At 63.0% G+C, this 18,071-nt stretch carries 17 protein-coding genes; 1 reads left to right on the forward strand and 16 read right to left on the reverse strand.

Annotated features, from left to right (window positions below):
- Window positions 1-48 precede the first annotated feature (48 nt).
- From astD to acs, 10 genes are all read right to left on the reverse strand, one after another.
- Window positions 49-1,509 carry a succinylglutamate-semialdehyde dehydrogenase gene (gene astD / locus AC3Z8Y_RS16830; RefSeq protein WP_490086794.1) on the reverse strand — a complete coding sequence of 487 codons (1,461 nt, stop codon included), beginning with the start codon at window positions 1,507-1,509 and terminating at the stop codon, window positions 49-51.
- Complete coding sequence (astA, locus tag AC3Z8Y_RS16835; protein WP_490086795.1) at window positions 1,506-2,540, reverse strand: arginine N-succinyltransferase; 1,035 nt, start codon at window positions 2,538-2,540, stop codon at window positions 1,506-1,508. The genes astD and astA overlap by 4 nt, the downstream gene beginning before the upstream one ends.
- Window positions 2,541-2,614: 74 nt before the next feature.
- Complete coding sequence (gene aruF, locus AC3Z8Y_RS16840) at window positions 2,615-3,634, reverse strand: arginine/ornithine succinyltransferase subunit alpha (protein ID WP_490086796.1); 1,020 nt, start codon at window positions 3,632-3,634, stop codon at window positions 2,615-2,617.
- A 60-nt stretch (window positions 3,635-3,694) separates the two neighbouring features.
- Complete coding sequence (locus AC3Z8Y_RS16845; RefSeq protein WP_490086797.1) at window positions 3,695-4,915, reverse strand: aspartate aminotransferase family protein; 1,221 nt, start codon at window positions 4,913-4,915, stop codon at window positions 3,695-3,697.
- A 234-nt stretch (window positions 4,916-5,149) separates the two neighbouring features.
- Window positions 5,150-6,130, reverse strand: a complete 981-nt coding sequence (argR, locus tag AC3Z8Y_RS16850) for a transcriptional regulator ArgR (protein ID WP_490086798.1) — start codon at window positions 6,128-6,130, stop codon at window positions 5,150-5,152.
- Window positions 6,131-6,173: 43 nt separating this feature from the next.
- Window positions 6,174-6,938, reverse strand: a complete 765-nt coding sequence (locus AC3Z8Y_RS16855) for an ABC transporter ATP-binding protein (RefSeq protein WP_490086799.1) — start codon at window positions 6,936-6,938, stop codon at window positions 6,174-6,176.
- A 49-nt stretch (window positions 6,939-6,987) separates the two neighbouring features.
- Window positions 6,988-7,686 (reverse strand): ABC transporter permease, encoded by a 699-nt coding sequence (locus AC3Z8Y_RS16860; RefSeq protein ID WP_181111703.1) that lies wholly within the window; start codon window positions 7,684-7,686, stop codon window positions 6,988-6,990.
- Entirely contained in the window at window positions 7,683-8,372 is a 690-nt protein-coding gene (locus tag AC3Z8Y_RS16865) for an ABC transporter permease (protein ID WP_181111702.1), read from the reverse strand. The genes AC3Z8Y_RS16860 and AC3Z8Y_RS16865 overlap by 4 nt, the downstream gene beginning before the upstream one ends.
- A gap of 231 nt (window positions 8,373-8,603) precedes the next feature.
- The gene (locus AC3Z8Y_RS16870) at window positions 8,604-9,380 is read right to left on the reverse strand and encodes an ABC transporter substrate-binding protein (protein ID WP_490086800.1); all 777 of its coding nucleotides are present in this window, start codon (window positions 9,378-9,380) and stop codon (window positions 8,604-8,606) included.
- A 423-nt stretch (window positions 9,381-9,803) separates the two neighbouring features.
- Window positions 9,804-11,759: an acetate--CoA ligase gene (gene acs, locus AC3Z8Y_RS16875; protein ID WP_490086801.1), complete on the reverse strand. Its 1,956-nt coding sequence runs from the start codon at window positions 11,757-11,759 to the stop codon at window positions 9,804-9,806.
- Window positions 11,760-12,126: 367 nt separating this feature from the next.
- Here acs and AC3Z8Y_RS16880 point away from each other — a divergent pair, with 367 nt between their 5' ends.
- On the forward strand, window positions 12,127-12,339 hold the full coding sequence (locus AC3Z8Y_RS16880) for a DUF2790 domain-containing protein (protein ID WP_490090025.1): 213 nt from the start codon (window positions 12,127-12,129) through the stop codon (window positions 12,337-12,339).
- A 132-nt stretch (window positions 12,340-12,471) separates the two neighbouring features.
- Here AC3Z8Y_RS16880 and AC3Z8Y_RS16885 read toward each other — a convergent pair whose 3' ends face one another.
- The 6 genes from AC3Z8Y_RS16885 to scpB form a co-directional block, all read right to left on the reverse strand.
- The gene (locus AC3Z8Y_RS16885; RefSeq protein WP_490086802.1) at window positions 12,472-12,633 is read right to left on the reverse strand and encodes a PIN domain-containing protein; all 162 of its coding nucleotides are present in this window, start codon (window positions 12,631-12,633) and stop codon (window positions 12,472-12,474) included.
- A 223-nt stretch (window positions 12,634-12,856) separates the two neighbouring features.
- Window positions 12,857-13,117, reverse strand: a complete 261-nt coding sequence (locus AC3Z8Y_RS16890) for a type II toxin-antitoxin system Phd/YefM family antitoxin (protein ID WP_490086803.1) — start codon at window positions 13,115-13,117, stop codon at window positions 12,857-12,859.
- A gap of 96 nt (window positions 13,118-13,213) precedes the next feature.
- Window positions 13,214-14,416: an MFS transporter gene (locus AC3Z8Y_RS16895; RefSeq protein ID WP_490086804.1), complete on the reverse strand. Its 1,203-nt coding sequence runs from the start codon at window positions 14,414-14,416 to the stop codon at window positions 13,214-13,216.
- Between the two features lie 113 nt (window positions 14,417-14,529).
- Window positions 14,530-15,909, reverse strand: a complete 1,380-nt coding sequence (locus AC3Z8Y_RS16900) for an amino acid permease (protein WP_490086805.1) — start codon at window positions 15,907-15,909, stop codon at window positions 14,530-14,532.
- Between the two features lie 116 nt (window positions 15,910-16,025).
- Window positions 16,026-17,156 (reverse strand): 23S rRNA pseudouridine(2605) synthase RluB, encoded by a 1,131-nt coding sequence (gene rluB / locus AC3Z8Y_RS16905; RefSeq protein WP_490086806.1) that lies wholly within the window; start codon window positions 17,154-17,156, stop codon window positions 16,026-16,028.
- Between the two features lie 115 nt (window positions 17,157-17,271).
- A complete protein-coding gene (gene scpB, locus AC3Z8Y_RS16910; RefSeq protein WP_490086807.1) occupies window positions 17,272-18,069 on the reverse strand; it encodes an SMC-Scp complex subunit ScpB in 798 nt (265 codons plus the stop codon).
- Between the last annotated feature and the right edge of the window lie 2 nt (window positions 18,070-18,071).

Genomic DNA, 18,071 nt, shown 5'->3' on the forward strand with positions numbered 1-18,071 from the left:
GCTTTTGCTTTTGCTTCTGCTTGCTGCTTGCTGCTTGCCGCTCAAGCTTTACAGCGTCACACCCGGCGTAAGGGTGGCCGGCAGGCTTACCCGTTCCGCCTCCAGGGAGGCCACCGGGAAGGCGCAATAATCAGCCGCGTAGTACGCGCTGGCGCGGTGATTGCCCGAGGCGCCTACCCCACCGAACGGCGCACTGCTGGCGGCGCCGGTCAGTTGCTTGTTCCAGTTCACGATGCCAGCGCGGCTGTGCAGCCAGAAGTGCTGGTAACGCTCGGCGGAATCGGACAGCAGGCCAGCGGCCAAGCCGTAGCGCGTGTGGTTGGCTTCGGCGATCGCGCCATCGAAGCTCTGGTAGCGCACCACCTGCAGCAGCGGGCCAAACAATTCTTCGTCCGAGCGCTCGGCCACGGCGGTCACGTCGATCAGGCCGGGCGTCAGCAGGGCCGCGCCGGGGTTGGGCTGGGTCATCGGTAACAGGGACTGCCCGCCGTTGGCCAGCAAGCCTGCCTGGGCGGTCATCAGCGCCTGGGCAGCCCCGAGCGAAACCACCGAGCCCATGAACGGCGCGGGCTGCGCGTCGAAGGCGCCCACGCGAATGCCACGGGCCACTTCCACCAATCGGTCCAGCAGGCGATCACCCCACTCGCCCGCTGGCACCAGCAGGCGCCGGGCGCATGTGCAACGCTGGCCAGCGGAAATGAAGGCCGATTGCACGATGGTGTAAACGGCTGCGTCCAGGTCCTCCACCTCGTCTACCACCAACGGGTTGTTGCCGCCCATTTCCAGCGCGAGGATTTTTTCGGGGCGGCCGGCGAACAAGGCATGCAGGTGGTTGCCGGTGCGGCTGGAGCCTGTGAAGAACACGCCGTCGATGTCCGCGTCCGCCAAGGCCACACCGGTGTCGCGGGCACCTTGCACCAGGTTGAGCACGCCCTCAGGCAGCCCTGCCTCTTCCCAGCACTTGACCGTGAGCGCTGCCACTGCGGGCGTAAGCTCGCTGGGCTTGAACACCACGGTATTACCGGCCAACAGCGCTGGCACGATGTGGCCATTGGGCAGGTGGCCAGGGAAGTTGTAAGGGCCGAACACCGCCACCACGCCGTGGGGTTTGTGGCGCAGCACAGCCTTGGCATCGCCCAGCACGCCGTGCTTTTCGCCGGTACGCTCCTCGTACGCCTGAATCGAGATCGCCACCTTGTTGACCATGCTGGTCACTTCCGTGGCGGCTTCCCACAGCGGCTTACCGGTTTCTTCACCGATGCAGCGGGCCAATGGGTCACTGGAGGCTTTGAGCCGCTCGGCAAAGGCCTGCAAATAGCCGATGCGGGTTTCCAGCGGCAGCATTGCCCACTGCGTGAAGGCCTGGCGCGCGGCGGCCACGGCCGATTTCACTTGCGCGGCCGAAGCGGCTTGCCCTTCCCAGAGCACACGCTGGCTGACCGGATCAAGCGACTGGAAGGCTTCGCCTTCGCCCGCGAGCCATTGCCCGTTGATGAACAAAGTAGTCATGGCTGGCCCTCCAGAGCCGCATTGGGTGACAACGTGACCGCGCGTACCTGATCGCCCGCATGCAGGCGCAAACGGCGGGCGGTGAGCGGGTCGACCACCAGGGTGCCGGCGGCCAGGCGCGCCGGGGCCGCGGTGATGCGGCAATGCTCCAGCTGGCGGTTGTGGATCAGATACACAGGAGCATCGTCGCCCGGCGTGCCGACGGCCAGCACCAGGCTTTTGCTCTCCTGCACGGCGCGTATTTTCGCCACTTCGCATTCCACGGCCGGGCCGGCGTCGAAGATGTCCACGTACCCTTGGTAGTTGAAGCCCTCGGCGCGCAGCATGGAAAGCGCCGGCTCGGTGTCCGGGTGCACCTTGCCGATCACCTCGCGGGCGGCTTCGGAAAGGAAACAGGTATAGAGCGGAAACTTGGGCATCAACTCGGCGATAAATGCGCGGTTACCTACGCCGGTGAGGTAGTCGGCCTGGCTGAATTCCATCTTGAAGAAATACCGACCCAGGCTTTCCCAGAACGGCGAGCGCCCCGCCTGATCGGAGATGCCTCGCAGCTCGGCGATCACCTTGTTGCCGAACAGGCCGGTGAATTCGGCCATGAACAGCAGCCGTGCCTTGGCCAGCAGGCGGCCATTCAGGCCATTGCGCATGTCGTCACGCAGGAACAGCGAGCACAGCTCGGAGTTGCCCGTAAGGTCATTCGCCAGGAACAAGGTGGGAATTTCCCGGTAAATGTTCAGCTCTTTCGAGGCACTGACGGTCAGGCCCACGCGGTAGTTGTACCAGGGTTCGCGCTGCCCTACCGCGCCAGCAATGGCGGAGGTGCCCACCACGGTGCCGTCATCGGTTTCCAGCACGAACAGGTAATCGGTATCGCCCCGCTCGGCCTCGCCGCGGAAGGTCTTCTGCGCCCAGTCCACTCGGTGGGCCAGGCGCTCCTCGTTGGCAGGCAGGGTCGTCAGGCCCGGGCCAGTGCCGCGAGCCAGGTCGATCAGCGCGCTCAGGTCGCTGCTGCGTACGGGACGAACAATCATGTGTACTCCTCGAGCGGCCGCCAAGTGCGCCGCGATGCTCAGCCTGACGTAGCCAGGCAACCAACCCTGCTGTTTTACACGGCCACTACGCGCACGCTGGCGCCATCGGCCACGCCGAGGCGTTCGGCCACGGCCGCCGGCAGGCTCAAAGGCTTGCCCGGCGCCCAGTCCAGCTCCAGCAACGCGGCGCGATAGTCCTGCAAATGACAGTTGGCTACCAGGTACGGGCGCCCGCCCTTGCCAGCGTTTTCATCTACCTTCACAGGCACCACGCGGCTGCTGGCAATCGAGCGGATGTTGGAGGTTCGGGCGTGCAGGGTCGGCCCGCCGTCGAAGATGTCGATGTAGTGCTCGGTTTCGAAGCCTTCGCGCATGAGGATGTCGAAGGTGATCTGTGCCCTTGGGTGCACCTGGCCCATGGCTTCCTGGGCGGCGTCCGGCAGCAGCGGCACGTAGATCGGGTAGTGAGGCATCAATTCGGCCAGGAAGGTACGGCTTTTCAAACCGCACAAGCGCTCTGCCGCCGCGTAGTTGATATCGAAGAAATTACGGCCGATGGCGTCCCAGAACGGCGAGTCGCCGTGTTCGTCGCTGTAGCCAACGATTTCAGTCACCACGGAATCGGCGAAACGCTCCGGGTGGTTGGCCATGAACAGCAGGCGCGCACGCGAGTTGAGCTCGGCCCAGGGCGTGGCCACCAGTTCCGGCAGCACATAGAAGCTGGTGAGCAGGCTGTTACCCGTCAGGTCATGGCACTGGGACAGCACATGAATCTTGTTGTGGATCTTCAGTTCGCGAGAGGCGTGAACGAAGGTTTCATTACGGAAACTGTAGAACGGCTCGGAGTAACCGGCCGACGCAACGATGGCCGAGCAACCTACCAAAGTGCCGCGAGCGGTGTCTTCCAGCACGAAGAAATAGCTCTCTTCACCGTTGAAGCTGACTTCGGCGGCAAAGGAGGCTTGCGACGCAACGATCTTGTCGCGCAGGCGCTCCAGGTCGTCGGGCAGGGAAGTGACACCAATCGGGCTGTCTGCGGCGAGCCGTTGCACCTCGTCCAGGTCAGCCATTTGCGCAGGGCGCATCACGAGCATGGTGCCACTCCTTTGAATCAATAAATTAAAGGCGGGGCGCACGGCCCCGCCGGTCAGCCGTCAGGCCTGGGTCAGCTGGGCGACAGCGCGCTCGAAGCGGTCGAGGCCTTCGTCGATGTCAGCGATGTCGATCACCAGGCTGGGGGCGAAGCGGACCACGTCCGGGCCGGCCTGCAGAATCATCAGGTCGTTGCGCTCGGCGGCGTTGAAGAATTCCTTCGCCTTGCCCTTGCACTGTTCGCTCAGCACACAGCCGATCAGCAGGCCCATGCCACGCACTTCGGTGAACACGCCGTACTGTTCGCCGATGGCGCGCAGGCGGGTGGCGAAGCGCTCGTGGCGAACCTGAACGCCTTCCAGCACTTCAGGAGTATTGATCACGTCCACCACCGCTTCAGCCACCGCGCAGGCCAGCGGGTTGCCGCCGTAGGTAGTGCCGTGCACGCCTACGCTCAGGTGGCGGGCCAGTTTCTCGGTGGTCAGCATGGCGCCGATCGGGAAGCCGCCGCCCAGGCTCTTGGCGCTGGAAAGGATGTCGGGGGTGACGCCGTACTGCATGTAGGCGAACAACGAACCGCTACGCCCCATGCCGCTTTGCACTTCGTCGAACACCAGCAGCGCGTTGTGCTGGTCGCACAGGGCGCGGGCGCCTTCGAGGTAAGCGCGGTCGGCCGGCAACACGCCACCCTCACCCTGGATAGGCTCGAGCACCACGGCGCAGGTCTTGTCCGAGATCGCGGCTTTCAGCGCGTCGAGGTCGTTGTAGGGGATATGGGTAATCCCTTCGATCTTTGGCCCGAAACCGTCGGAGTACTTGGGCTGGCCGCCCACGCTCACGGTAAACAGGGTACGCCCGTGGAAGCTGTTGACCGCGGCGATGATCTCGTATTTTTCCGGGCCGAACGTGTCATGGGCCACGCGACGGGCCAGCTTGAAGCAGGCTTCGTTGGCTTCCGCACCCGAGTTGCAGAAGAACACGCGCTCGGCAAAGGTGGCAGCCACCAGCTTTTTGGCCAGGCGCAGGGCCGGCTCGTTGGTGAACACGTTGGACACATGCCACAGCTTGTTGGCTTGCTCGGTAAGCGCACCGACCAACGCAGGGTGGGCATGGCCCAGCACGTTGACCGCGATGCCGCCGGAGAAGTCGATCAGCTCGCGACCCGCCTGGTCCCAGACTCGAGAGCCTGCCCCACGCACGGGAATGAAACCCGCCGGCGCATAGTTGGGGACCATTACCTGGTCGAAATCGGTGCGTTGCACCTGGGCGTGATCAGCGGACATCAGCGTCTCCTGAAGCGAAGCGCGGGCCTGAAAGTGGCCGGCGATGGGAGGATTGTAAGGAGTGGTTGGCCCTTGGCCTTGCCGCCAAGCGACAACTTGTTACAGCCAGAACCCCCGAAATCCTGGGGTTTTCAGCAATGCGACAAATAGGGACAGTTTAAAACACTTGCAGGCGCCGGCGCAGCCGGCGAATGGCCCCGGATTCCCGAGCTGCGCCCGGTCCAACACATTTTTCTAGCCGCGCTCTGCCGGAACGGGGGCGAGTTCGAACGGGCTGCCGGCGCGGCGCTGGTTGCGGTCTTCGCGCGGGGTGGCGCCGAAGAAGTTGCGGTAGGCGCTGGAGAAATGCGGCCCCGAGGAAAAGCCGCACGACAGGCCGATCTGGATGATCGACTTGCTGGTTTGCATCAGCATCTGCCGGGCCTTGTTCAGGCGCAACTCGAGGTAGTACTGGCTCGGCACCCGGTTCAAGTATTGTTTGAAGATCCGCTCCAGCTGGCGCCGGGACACACATACGTGCTGAGCGATTTCGTCGGTGGTGAGCGGCTCCTCGATGTTGGCTTCCATCAGCAGCACCGCCTGGGTGAGCTTGGGGTGGCTGGAACCGAGGCGGTTTTGCAGGGGTATGCGCTGGCGCTCGCCGCCTTCACGAATGCGCTCCACCACCAGTTCTTCCGACACCGCGCCTGCCAGTTCGGCGCCGTGGTCGCGCGCCAGCAGGGCCAGCATCAGGTCGAGTACGGCCAAGCCACCGCAGGCGGTGAGGCGATCACGATCGCAGTCGAACAAGTGGCTGGTGGCAATCACCTTGGGGAAACGCTCACTGAAATCGTCTTGCCAGCGCCAATGCACCGAGGCGCGGTAGCCATCCAGCAAGCCAAGTTGCGCGAGGGGATAAATGCCCGCGGACAAGCCGCCGATCACGCACCCACCGCGTACCAGCTGTTTCAGCGCGCTGGACAACGCGGGCGCGATGGAACCCGGCGGTTCGTCCGCCACCAGGAACAGCTTCTGACAACCTTCGAGGCGCCCGGCCCAGGGTTCACCCGGCAATTGCCAGCCCCCCGCCGATGGTGCTTCGGCCTGGAGGAACAATGGCTCGTACAGCACCTCGGGATGCACCTTGCGGGCGACGGTCAAGGCCTCCTCGGCCAGCGCCAGGGTCAGTGCCTTGGTGCCAGGCCAGATGAGAAAGCCGATACGCTGGGCAGTCATGTGAGCACTCACGCAATGAAATTCCGGGCGGCGCGAAATACGCTCATTTAAGACTACCCGAGAGGAACTGGCGCAGCCGCTCCGACTGCGGGTTGGCCAACACTTCACGGGGGTTGCCTCGCTCCTCGACCAGCCCTTGGTGGAGGAACACCACCTGGTTGGACACTTCCCGGGCAAAGCCCATTTCGTGCGTGACCACCACCATGGTGCGGCCTTCCTGTGCCAGCGATTGCATCACCTTCAGCACGTCACCCACCAGCTCGGGGTCCAGCGCTGAAGTGGGCTCGTCGAACAGCATCACTTCCGGCTCCATTGCCAACGCACGCGCAATGGCCACGCGCTGCTGTTCGCCGCCGGACATATGGCCGGGGTAGGCCTCCTTGCGGTGGGTCACCCCTACTTTGGCCAGGTAGTGCTCTGCCTTTTCCTGGGCGTCCTTCTTGCTCATCCCGAGCACGTGCACCGGCGCCTCCATCACGTTCTGCAATGCGGTCATGTGGGACCACAGGTTGAAGTGCTGGAACACCATCGCCAGCCTGGCGCGCATGCGCTGCAACTGCTTCGGGTCACCGGCCTTGAGGCCGCCGCCCTTGTTGGGCACCAGCTTGAGGGCTTCGTTGTTGAGCAGGATCTGCCCGGACCACGGCTGCTCCAGCAGGTTGATGCACCGCAGGAAGGTGCTTTTGCCCGAGCCACTGGACCCGATGATGCTGATCACATCGCCTGCCTTGGCTGCCAGGCTCACGCCTTTGAGCACTTCATGGCTACCGTAGCGCTTGTGCAGGTCCTGTACTTCGAGTTTGTTCATGCTGTGTTCTCTGAAATAAGGGTGGGCAGCGCGCCGCCCATGAACGCGGTCAGCCCTTGCGTGGCGCCAGGTAGCCCAGCCAACGCCGCTCGGCCAGCTTGAACAGCCGCACGAGGATGAAGGTGAGGGCCAGGTAGATGGCGCCCGCGGTAATGTACGCTTCGAACGGCAGGTAATACTGGGCCGTGACCGTGCGGGCCGCGCCGGTGATGTCCATCAGGGTGACGATGGAGGCCAGGCTGGTGGTCTGCAGCATCATGATCACTTCGTTGCTGTACTGCGGCAGCGCGCGGCGCATGGCCGACGGCAGCAGAATGCGCCGGTACATCAAGGCCCGCGACATGCCCATGGCCCGCGCTGCTTCGATCTCGCCATGGGGCGTGGCGCGCAGGCTGCCGGCGATGATCTCGGCCGTGTAGGCACTGGTATTAATGGCGAAGGCCAGGCAGGCGCAGAAGGTGGCATTGGATAACCATGGCCACAATATGCTTTCACGCACGGCGGCGAACTGCGCCAGGCCGTAGTAGATCAGGAACAGTTGCACCAGCATGGGCGTACCGCGGATCACGTAGGTGTACGTCCAGGCGAGAGCATTCACCCAGGGCCGTCGCGACACCCGCATGAGCCCCAGCGGCAGCGCGGCCAGCAGCCCGAGCACCAGGGAGATCGCCAGCAACTTGAGGGTTTCCAGCATGCCTGCCAGGTACAACGGGAGGTTGGCCTGGATCACCGTATAGTCGAAGATCATAGTTCTGCCGTCCTTACACCAACCGAGTAACGCCGCTCCAGCCATTTGAGCAGCAGCAGCGAAACACTGGTGATCACCAGGTACAGCGCCGCCACGGCCAGGTAGAAGGTAAAGGGCTCACGGGTGGCGTCCGCCGCCTGCTTGGCCTTGAACATCATGTCTTGCAAGCCCACCACGGAAATGAGCGCGGTCGCCTTGGTCAATACCAGCCAATTGTTGGTGAAGCCCGGAATTGCCAGGCGGATCATTTGCGGCACCAGCACCCGGTAGAAAATCTGCAGGCTGCTCATGCCGTAGGCCATGCCGGCTTCAGCCTGGCCCTTGGGGATGCCCATGAAGGCGCCGCGGAAGGTTTCGGACAGGTACGCGCCGAAGATGAACCCCAGGGTGAATACCCCGGTGAGCAACGGATTGAGGTCGATGTAATCGTCATAGCCCACCAGGGGGCCCAGGCGATTGATCAGGTCCTGGCCGCCGTAGAAGATCAGCAGGATCAGCACCAGGTCTGGAATGCCGCGGATCACCGTGGAATACAGTTCGCCCAGCCAGGCCAGCGCCCGCACCGGCGACAGGCGGAACGCGGCACCCAACAGCCCCAGCACGATGGCCAGCGCCATGGACGAGAGCGCCAGTTGCAGGGTCAGGCCGACCCCCTCGAGGATGACCTCGCCGTAGCCTTTCAACATGCTCGCAAGCCTTCAGAATGAGCGCGGGCGTAAACGACCGCTAAGGGCAATAAAAGAGAGCGGGGCCGCGAACGGCCCCAGCCTATTGAGTTCGGAAAGTCGGCGAGCGAAGGCTAGGCAAGGAAAAATTCGGCGGGAATGCGGACCGGGCTGGCGATCCAGTTTACTGGTTGTAAATGAGCATTCCGAGCCGGATTTTGACGCAGCATAGTCGAGCGCAGCCACTTTCCATCATTGGCCGTAGATATCGAAGTCGAAATACTTGTCCTGGATTTTCTTATATTCGCCGTTGGCGCGAATTGCAGTGATCGCCGCGTTCAGCTTGTCCAGGTTGGCCTTGTCGCCCTTGCGCACGGCAATGCCTACGCCGTCACCAAAGTAGTTGACGTCGGTGAAGGCGGGGCCGGCGAAGGCGAAGCCCTTGCCCGAATCGGTCTTCAGGAAGCCGTCCTGCAGCAAGGTGGCGTCGGCCAGGGTACCGTCGAGGCGGCCAGCGGCCAGGTCGAGGTAGATTTCGTTCTGCGAGCCGTAGGGCTTCACTTCCACGCCCTTGGGCGCGAGTACTTCGCGGGCGAAGCGTTCATGGATCGAGCCACGCTGCACACCGATGTTCTTGCCCTTGAGCGCACTCAAGGAGTCATCCAGCGCGAAGCCTTCCTTCATCACCAGGCGAGCCGGGGTGTTGTAGTACTTGTTGGTGAAGTCCACGGATTTCTTGCGGTCTTCGGTGATGGACATGGACGAGAGGATGGCGTCGATCTTGCGCACTTTAAGCGCCGGGATCAGGCCGTCGAACTCCTGCTCCACCCATACACACTTGACCTTCATCTCGGCGCACAGGGCATTGCCGATGTCGTAGTCGAAGCCAACGATGCTGCCGTCGGGCGCCTTGGAGGCGAAGGGCGGGTAAGCGGCTTCGATACCAATCTTCATCGGCTTGTCTTCCGCCGCGGCGGCGAAGGACAACACGGACAGCGCCAGGGCACCAAAGAGTGCAAGCTTCTTCATGGGTGAACTCCATCGGGGGTAACACACGACAGCCGGGCAGGCGTGTTACCAGGATCAATCGCGCCTCCAAAGCGGAAGCGAGTGGGGGCATTCTAGCGGCGTGCGGGGATGGGAAATTTCTGCAATGCGACAACATATTACAGAACGAACGAATACCGGCAGCCGCGCTATTGACAAGGCGACCCGGCATTGATCAAGAGCGAGAGTTCAAACCAGAACTTACTGCAAGTTTCCTGCCCTTTCCGGCGGGCCGCATGCTAGAGCGGCCGGGACCTTGATCCCGGTTCATGCGACTGCCCACCGCTCCGTAAACTGTTCCTTACGGTTTCAGCGGGCGCATTATCCGGTAACACCGCTTGGGTTTCCACACAGCAAAAGCCCCGCCGAAGCGGGGCTCGATAAACGGCCTTGAATCCGGAGGGGTCAGGCGGCCGACATTTGCCGGTGGGTGTCGATCAGGTGCTGCACCACGCCAGGGTCGGCCAGGGTGGAAATATCCCCCAATGCCCCGTATTCCGCGGTTGCGATCTTGCGCAGGATACGCCGCATGATCTTGCCGGAGCGGGTTTTGGGTAACCCGGGTGCCCACTGAATCACATCGGGTGAAGCGATAGGGCCGATTTCCTTGCGCACCCAGTTTTTCAGTTCCTGGCGCAGCGCTTCACTGGGCTGCTCGCCGGCATTGAGGGTCACGTACACGTAGATGCCCTGCCCCTTGATGTCGTGGGGCACGCCCACCACAGCCGCCTCGGCCACCTTGGGGTGCGCGACCATGGCGCTTTCGATTTCAGCGGTACCCATGCGGTGACCGCTCACGTTGAGCACGTCGTCCACGCGGCCGGTGATCCAGTAGTAGCCGTCCTCGTCGCGGCGCGCGCCGTCGCCGGTGAAGTACATGCCGCGGAAGGTCTTGAAGTAGGTATCCACAAAGCGGTCATGGTCGCCGTACAGCGAACGCGCCTGGCCTGGCCAGGAATCCAGAATCACCAGGTTGCCTTCGGCCGCGCCTTCGATGAGGTTGCCCAGGTTGTCCACCAAGGCCGGGATTACCCCGAAGAACGGCTTGGTCGCTGAGCCGGGCTTGAGGCCGATGGCGCCAGGCAGCGGGCTGATCAACACGCCGCCGGTTTCGGTCTGCCACCAGGTATCGACGATCGGGCAACGCTCCTTGCCCACCGTCTTGTAGTACCAGTTCCAGGCCTCGGGGTTGATCGGTTCACCTACCGAGCCCAACAGCCGCAGGCTGGAGCCATCCGCGCCCTCCACGGCGGCGGTACCTTCGGCCATCATGGCGCGAATGGCGGTGGGTGCGGTGTAGAGAATGTTCACCTTGTGCTTGTCGATGATCTTCGACACGCGGGTGATGTCCGGGTAGTTAGGCACGCCCTCGAACAACAACGTAGTAGCGCCGTTGGCCAGCGGGCCGTACACGATGTAGCTGTGGCCGGTGACCCAGCCTACGTCTGCGGTGCACCAGTAGACTTCGCCAGGCTTGTAGTCGAACACGCGCTCATGGGTGAGTGCCGCATACAGCAGGTAACCCGCGCTGGTGTGCAGTACGCCCTTCGGCTTGCCGGTGGAGCCCGAGGTGTAGAGGATGAACAACGCTTCCTCGGCGCCCATTTCCTTCGGCGCACAGGTGCTCGAAGCCACTTCCAGCAGGGCGTGGTACCAGATGTCGCGGTGGCGGTTCCACTCGATCTCGCCACCGGTGCGCTTGCACACGATCACCTTCTGCACGCTGCTGGTTTCCGGGTTGGTCAGCGCCCGGTCCACGTTGGCCTTGAGCGAAGTTTTCTTGCCGCCCCGCACGCCTTCGTCCGCCGTGATCACCACCTTGGACTTGCAGTCGATGATGCGCCCGGCCAGGGCTTCTGGCGAGAAGCCGCCGAATACCACCGAATGGATGGCGCCGATACGGGCGCAGGCCAGCATGGCTACCACCGCTTCAGGGATCATCGGCATGTAAAGGGTGACCACGTCGCCCCGGTGCACGTCCTGGCCGCGAAGGGCGTTGGCGAACTTGCACACCTCTTCGTGCAGCTCACGGTAGGTGATGGTGCGGCTGTCGGCCGGGTCGTCCCCTTCCCAGATGATCGCGGCCTGGTCGCCACGGGTTTCCAAGTGGCGGTCAAGGCAGTTGTAGGCCACGTTCAGCGTGCCGTCGGCGAACCATTTGATGTCCACGCGATGGTCGTCGAAGGAGGTCTGCTTCACCTTGTCGAAGGGTTTGATCCAGTCCAGACGCTGGGCTTGCTCGCGCCAGAAGCCGTCGGGGTTCACCACGGACTGCTGGTACATGGCCTTGTAGGTTGCCTCGTCGGTGAGGGTGTTTTCCTTCACTTCGGGGCGAACGGGGTACAGGGAAGCCGCACTCATCTTTACTTTCCTCGGGGGCAATCATTGTTCTTGTATGGTTGCGTTGTACGTGAACCCACGGCCAGGCAACCATTCGACGATGGTAGTAATAGTCGCGGTGCAGCACTGCCTCGGGCAGCGCAATTGTTACGTATTCCGATAATACTGTTTATCAAAAGCCAGCCTGTTACTGCCGTCAAGGCCGCGCCTAGAATGCGCCCCGCCAGCAATGGCAACGCACTGAACAGCCCCCACGAAGGCCTGCTTCCAAACGCTCCCTGAACGCCAGCCCGCGCCCCGAAAAACGGTCGCGCGGGCACGTTCGACCGCAGAAAGGTAAACCGCAATGAAACGCTTGATGTTCGCACTGTCCGCCTGCGCCCTGCCCATGGCAATCGTGGCGGCGTTGCCCGCCGCGGCGGATGAACTTCCTGTAGAACACTATAGCTATTCCATGCCCCTGGACATCGCCCGGGTGGTGTCCATGGAGTCGATACCCAACGTGTGCCAGGTGGTGCCGCTGCACATGGTGTACGAGGACAGCAAGGGCCAACGCCACTTGCTCGAATATGAAGTGATGGGAGGCGGCTGCGTGGATTGACCCGACGCTCAGGGCGCCGCGCCTGGGACTGCGATCACTGTGGGCGGGGCCTTGCATCAGCGAAAACCTTGAGTAGGCCTTCAGGCAGGGGGGGGGTAGGAACCGGGCAAATAGTTATGCGACTACCTGTGATCAACACACATGCTTGATCGGACCGGCGTACCTGGCAATGGCCGAGTCGCTGGTCACTAGCACGAATCCTTCGGTAATGGCCTGCCCTATAAGCATTCGGTCAAACGGGTCAGCGTGCAGCATAGGCAGGGCCGCAGCTGCAATACTGTGCTGACCGGTCATCGGCAGCTCAAGGTAACCTACGTCAAGCAAGGTCGGCGAAAGACAGCGGGATCAAACTGGAAATTGGCTTTCCCAAGCGCTTTTTTGATTCCCACTTCCCACACACTTGCGGCGCTGAAGTAGAGCTCATTCCCTCGATCCTCTATAAGCGCTGTTGCCTCAGATGGCAGATCCAAGGGGGAAGCCCCGGCCCACAGCAGTATGTGGGTGTCGAGAAGTAGCTTCATCCGCCGAACATTGCCTCGATTTCTTCCTGAAACGGCGTATCGATATCTTCCGGGACCGCGAATACGCCCATCAACATGCCAGTACGTGGCTTCAGATCATCTTTGATAGATGAAACCTTCACCATCGGCTGCCCAGCCTTGGCGATAATGAAACTATTTCCTTCGCTAGCCTCGAGGATTAGCTGCGACAAATGTGTTTTGGCGTCGTGAATATTCACGGTTTTCAGGCCGCTACCAGCTATTTCATCAAGATTCATGAGCGGCACTCGTTTAGCTAAGGCAGTTAGCTTACTTTTAGCCGCAGCAAGTTACCAGCGCTTGAACAGACCTCACCTCTGCCGCTATATACAGCATTACAACGGCTCGTCCGGATGCCGCGGCGCGTTCAGGCTTTGCTTGTACAGCTGCAGGCTGAGCAGCAGGCCGGCCGCGGCGGCAATGGCGGCAACGAGGAAAATCGAGGCGAAGCCGAAGCCTGACGCCACGGCCCCGGCCACCGGGCCGGTTAGGCCAAGGGACAGGTCGACGAACAGCGAATAGGCGCCTACCGCCGCGCCACGGCTTGAGGCGGGTACCAGGTTAACCGCTTCCACGCCCAGCGCCGGGAACACCAGCGAGAATCCGAAGCCGCTCAGCGCCGCCCCTGCCATGGCCCACTCCATGCTGGGTGCCAGCCACAGCATCAGCAAGCCGAGCGACTCTACCCCCAGGCAGGCGATTGCCACGCGGAACCCGCCCAAGCGGTTGATCATGCCGCCGAACAACAGCCGCGCGAAGATGAAACAGGCGCCGAACAACGAGAGGCACAGCGCGGCGTTGCCCCACTGATTGGACGCGTAATACAAGGTGATAAAGGTGGCGATGGTGCCGAAGCCAATGCCGCCCAAGGCCAGCCCGCAGCCATGCGGGAATACCCGCCCCAACACATGAATGAACGGCAAGCGCTCACCGCTGACGATAGGCGCGGCCAGCTTCGGCGACGCCAGGGCCACGCCAAGTGCCGACAACAGCAGTACTGCCACGCCCATGCTCCACAGCCCCAACTGCCCTACCAGCCACACCCCACCCGGCGCGCCGATGGCCAGCGCACCGTAGCTCGCGATGCCGTTCCAGGAGATAACCTTGGCGGTGTGGGCAGCGCCCACCCGGCCGATGCCCCACCCGATAGAGCCCGACCCTACCAGGCTTTCGGCCGACCCCAGCACGATACGGCCAACGAACAGGCAGGCCAGGCTGAGCCCCGGCAGCGCCTGCAACCACGCCGCCAGCAGCATGAACACGCCGCTGAGCCCACAGCCGAACAGCCCGTAGATCACCGCCTGCTTGCTACCACGGTTATCGATGATCCGGCTGGCATAGGGCCGGCTGAGCAAGGTGGCCAGGTACTGCACGCTGATCACCAGGCCGGCCAGGACCGCACCGAACCCCAGGGTGGTATGCACGAAGCCCGGCAACACCGCCAGCGGAATGCCGATATTGAGGTAGCCGATAAAGGTGAACATAACGATGGAAACAACCTGAAGGGTGACCGCCAGGGGGTGCGGTGTAGAAGCCATGAGCGCGCCGTGTGATTGATCAAAGATAGGGATTCTAGCGCAGACGCGGAGTACCTGGTCCCGGGTTTCCCCGCAGGGCTCCTCCCGGTCCCGCATGGTGCCGGGGAAGGTATTCAGCGCCTCGATTTCAGCCTGTACAACCCCAGCGACACCAGCACCCACACCGGAATCATCATCACCGGCACGTGCATGCCCATGGCCCACATCACACCGAGAATCAGCACCACGAAGGCCAGGCACAGGTAATTCCCAGCCGGGTACCACACCGCCTTGAACAAAGGCCGCTGGCCTTGGCGATCGAGGTGCTGGCGGAAGCGCAGATGGGACCAACTGATCATCGCCCAATTGATGACCAGCGTAGCGACTACCAGCGCCATCAGCACTTCCAGGGCATCGTGGGGCATGAGGTAGTTCAGCAGCACGGTAATGGCCGTGACTGCCGCCGAGACCAGGATCGCCAACACCGGCACGCCGCGGCGGTCGATCCGGGCCAGCATCGCCGGGGCATCGCCCTGCTCCGCCATGCCTACCAGCATGCGCCCGTTGCAATAGGCGCCGCTGTTGTACACCGATACCGCCGCGGTAAGCACCACGAAGTTGAGCACATGAGCGGCCGTGCCACTGCCCAGCATGGCGAACACCTGAACGAAGGGGCTGGCGCTGTAGGCATCACCGGCGCTACCTAAGGTACCGAGCAGGCTGTCCCAGGGAATCAGCGACAGCAACACGACCAAAGCGCCGACGTAGAAGATCAGGATGCGCCAGATCACCTGATTGATGGCCTTGGGGATCACTTCCCGCGGCCGGTCTGCTTCTGCGGCGGTGAAGCCGAGCATTTCCAGGCCACCGAACGAGAACATGATCAGCGCCAGCGCCATCACCAGACCGTGCATGCCATTGGGGAAGAAGCCACCGTGCTGCCACAGGTTGGCCACGCTCGCCTGAGGCCCGCCATGGCCTGAAATCAGCAACCAGCTACCCAGGCCGATCATGCCTACCACCGCCGCGACCTTGATGATCGCAAAGCAGAACTCAGCCTCGCCAAACACCCGTACGTTTGCCAGGTTGACCAGTGTTACCAGGGCGAAGAAGCCGGCGGCGGATGCCCAGGTGGGGATCTCCGGCCACCAGTATTGAATGTACTTTCCCACCGCTGTGAGCTCGGACATGCCCACCAGGGTATACAGCAACCAGCAGTTCCAGCCGGACAGGAAACCTGCGAAGCCGCCCCAGTACCGATGGGCGAAATGGCTGAACGAACCCGCTACCGGCTCTTCCACGATCATCTCGCCGAGCTGGCGCATGATGAGGAACGCGATAAACCCGCACAGGGCGTAGCCAAGGATCATCGACGGGCCGGCAGATTTCAGCACACCGGCGGACCCGAGGAACAGGCCAGTGCCGATGGCACCACCGAGAGCAATGAGTTGGATATGGCGGTTCTTCAGGCCACGCTTGAGGGCGCCTGAATCGGAGGGGTGGGAAGCGGTCAAAAGCGGTCACCTTGAATGTTCAGCACTGCGCTTTCCCGCTGGCAACGATCGGCGGGAAAGAATGACGAAAAACGGGGTAAAGCGAACCGCCCGGGGGCTACCCGGGCGGCAGGGGCTTATCGCTTTGGCGAACCCTTGGGCGCGCCAGTGGAGCGGCCGCTTGGCTTGCCGCCCGGGCGCCCGCTCGGGGAACCGGCAGGCTTGCCGTCTGGCTTCCCTTCCGGCGAGCGACGGTTGCCGCCGCGCACTTCGCTCGGGCGCTCGGCCACCACGGTGCCACGGTTGGCGCCAGGGCGTGGCTTCTGCTCGTCGCGAGCCTTGCGCGGAGCACGCTCTTCACCGCTTTCCAGCGCCGGGCGAACTTGCCGCACTCGCTCGTTACGGCCCAATGGGCGAGCCGACTTGCGCTGCATACGCTCGAGCTTTTCCTTCGCCTTGGCGGTTTGTACCGGCATGGCAACCGGCGTGAGCCCTACTTCAGCGGCAAGAATGTCCACCTCGTACTGGCCCAGTTCACGCCAGCGGCCCATGGGCAGGTCCGAGTTCAGGAACACCGGGCCGAAACGCACACGCTTCAGGCGGCTGACCACCAGCCCCTGGGATTCCCACAACCGGCGAACTTCGCGGTTACGCCCTTCCATCACCACGCAGTGGTACCAGTGGTTGAAGCCTTCGCCGCCGGGTGCTTGCTGGATGTCGGTGAATTTGGCCGGGCCGTCTTCCAGCACTACACCTTCCTTGAGGCGGGCGATCATGTCGTCGTCCACTTCGCCCCGTACACGCACCGCGTATTCGCGGTCCATCTCGTAGGACGGATGCATCAGGCGGTTGGCCAGCTCACCGTCGGTGGTGAACATCAGCAGGCCGGTGGTGTTGATGTCCAGGCGACCGATGTTGATCCAGCGGCCTTCACGCGGGCGCGGCAGGCGATCGAATACGGTCGGGCGGCCCTCGGGGTCGTCCCGGGTGCAGATTTCGCCGTCAGGCTTGTTGTAGATGATCACGCGGCGGACCGTTTCGGAGGCCTCTTCCCGCTTGATCAGCTTGCCATCCACACTGATGGCATCGTGCAGGTCGACGCGCTGGCCAAGGGTGGCCACCTTGCCGTTGACCTTGATGCGGCCTTCGCCGATCCAGGCCTCCACGTCACGACGCGAGCCTACGCCGATGCGCGCAAGGACTTTCTGGAGTTTTTCACCTGCTGGGGGCAACGGAGCCTGGGCTTCGTCGAGTTCGTGTTCATTCATGGTTGGCACCTCCCGGTGGGTTGACGACACGGCGGCTTTCGCCGAAAAGGGCGCGCATCATACGCCCAAAGCCGGCGCGGCGCACCCGGTACGGGGGAAGTATTCGACCAGCGCATCAGCGCGGTTCAGCTTCCTCGTTGCTGTCGGACGGTTCGGGTGCCAGCTCCTGGTCGAGCTCGGGCTCTGGCAGCCTCAGGTCGTCGAAGTCGGTTTTCAGGCCAGCCTCCAGGGTGTCCAGTTCCAGCAGCAGGCTGCGGAAGCTGGTCTCTTCCGCCGGCGGCGCGGCTTCGGCATCCTCTGGCTCGGCGCTGGCATCGGCCATGGCCTGCAGGTGCGCCGGCACGGGCAGGTCCTCCTCATCCAGCAAGGGCCGCGGCTCCAGTTCGCGGAGGTCGGCCAACGGCGGCAGTTCGTCCAGGTTCTTGAGGTTGAAGTGGTCGAGAAACGCCTTGGTGGTCGCGAACATCGCGGGCCGGCCAGGCACCTCGCGGTGGCCCACCACGCGAATCCACTCCCGCTCCAACAGCGTTTTCACGATGTTACTGTTGACGGCCACGCCGCGAACGTCCTCGATCTCCCCCCGGGTGATCGGCTGGCGGTAAGCGATCAGGGCCAAGGTTTCGAGCAACGCGCGGGAATACCGCTGCGGCCGCTCTTCCCACAAGCGGCCTACCCACGGAGCGTAGCGCTCGCGGATTTGCAGGCGGTAGCCGGAGGCGACCTCTACCAACTCGAAGGCACGGTTGTCACAGGACTTTCGCAACAGGTCCAGGGCCTTGCGAAACACCGTGGGCCCCGGGCGCTCGGCCTCTTCGAACAATTCGTAGAGGCGGTCCAGGCTTTGCGGCTTGCCAGAGGCGAGCAGGAAGGCTTCGAGCAAGGAGGCCAGCTCGCGGGGTTCATTCAGGTTCATGG

It is taken from the genome of Pseudomonas sp. 3MAES_34.3B (assembly GCF_058145875.1).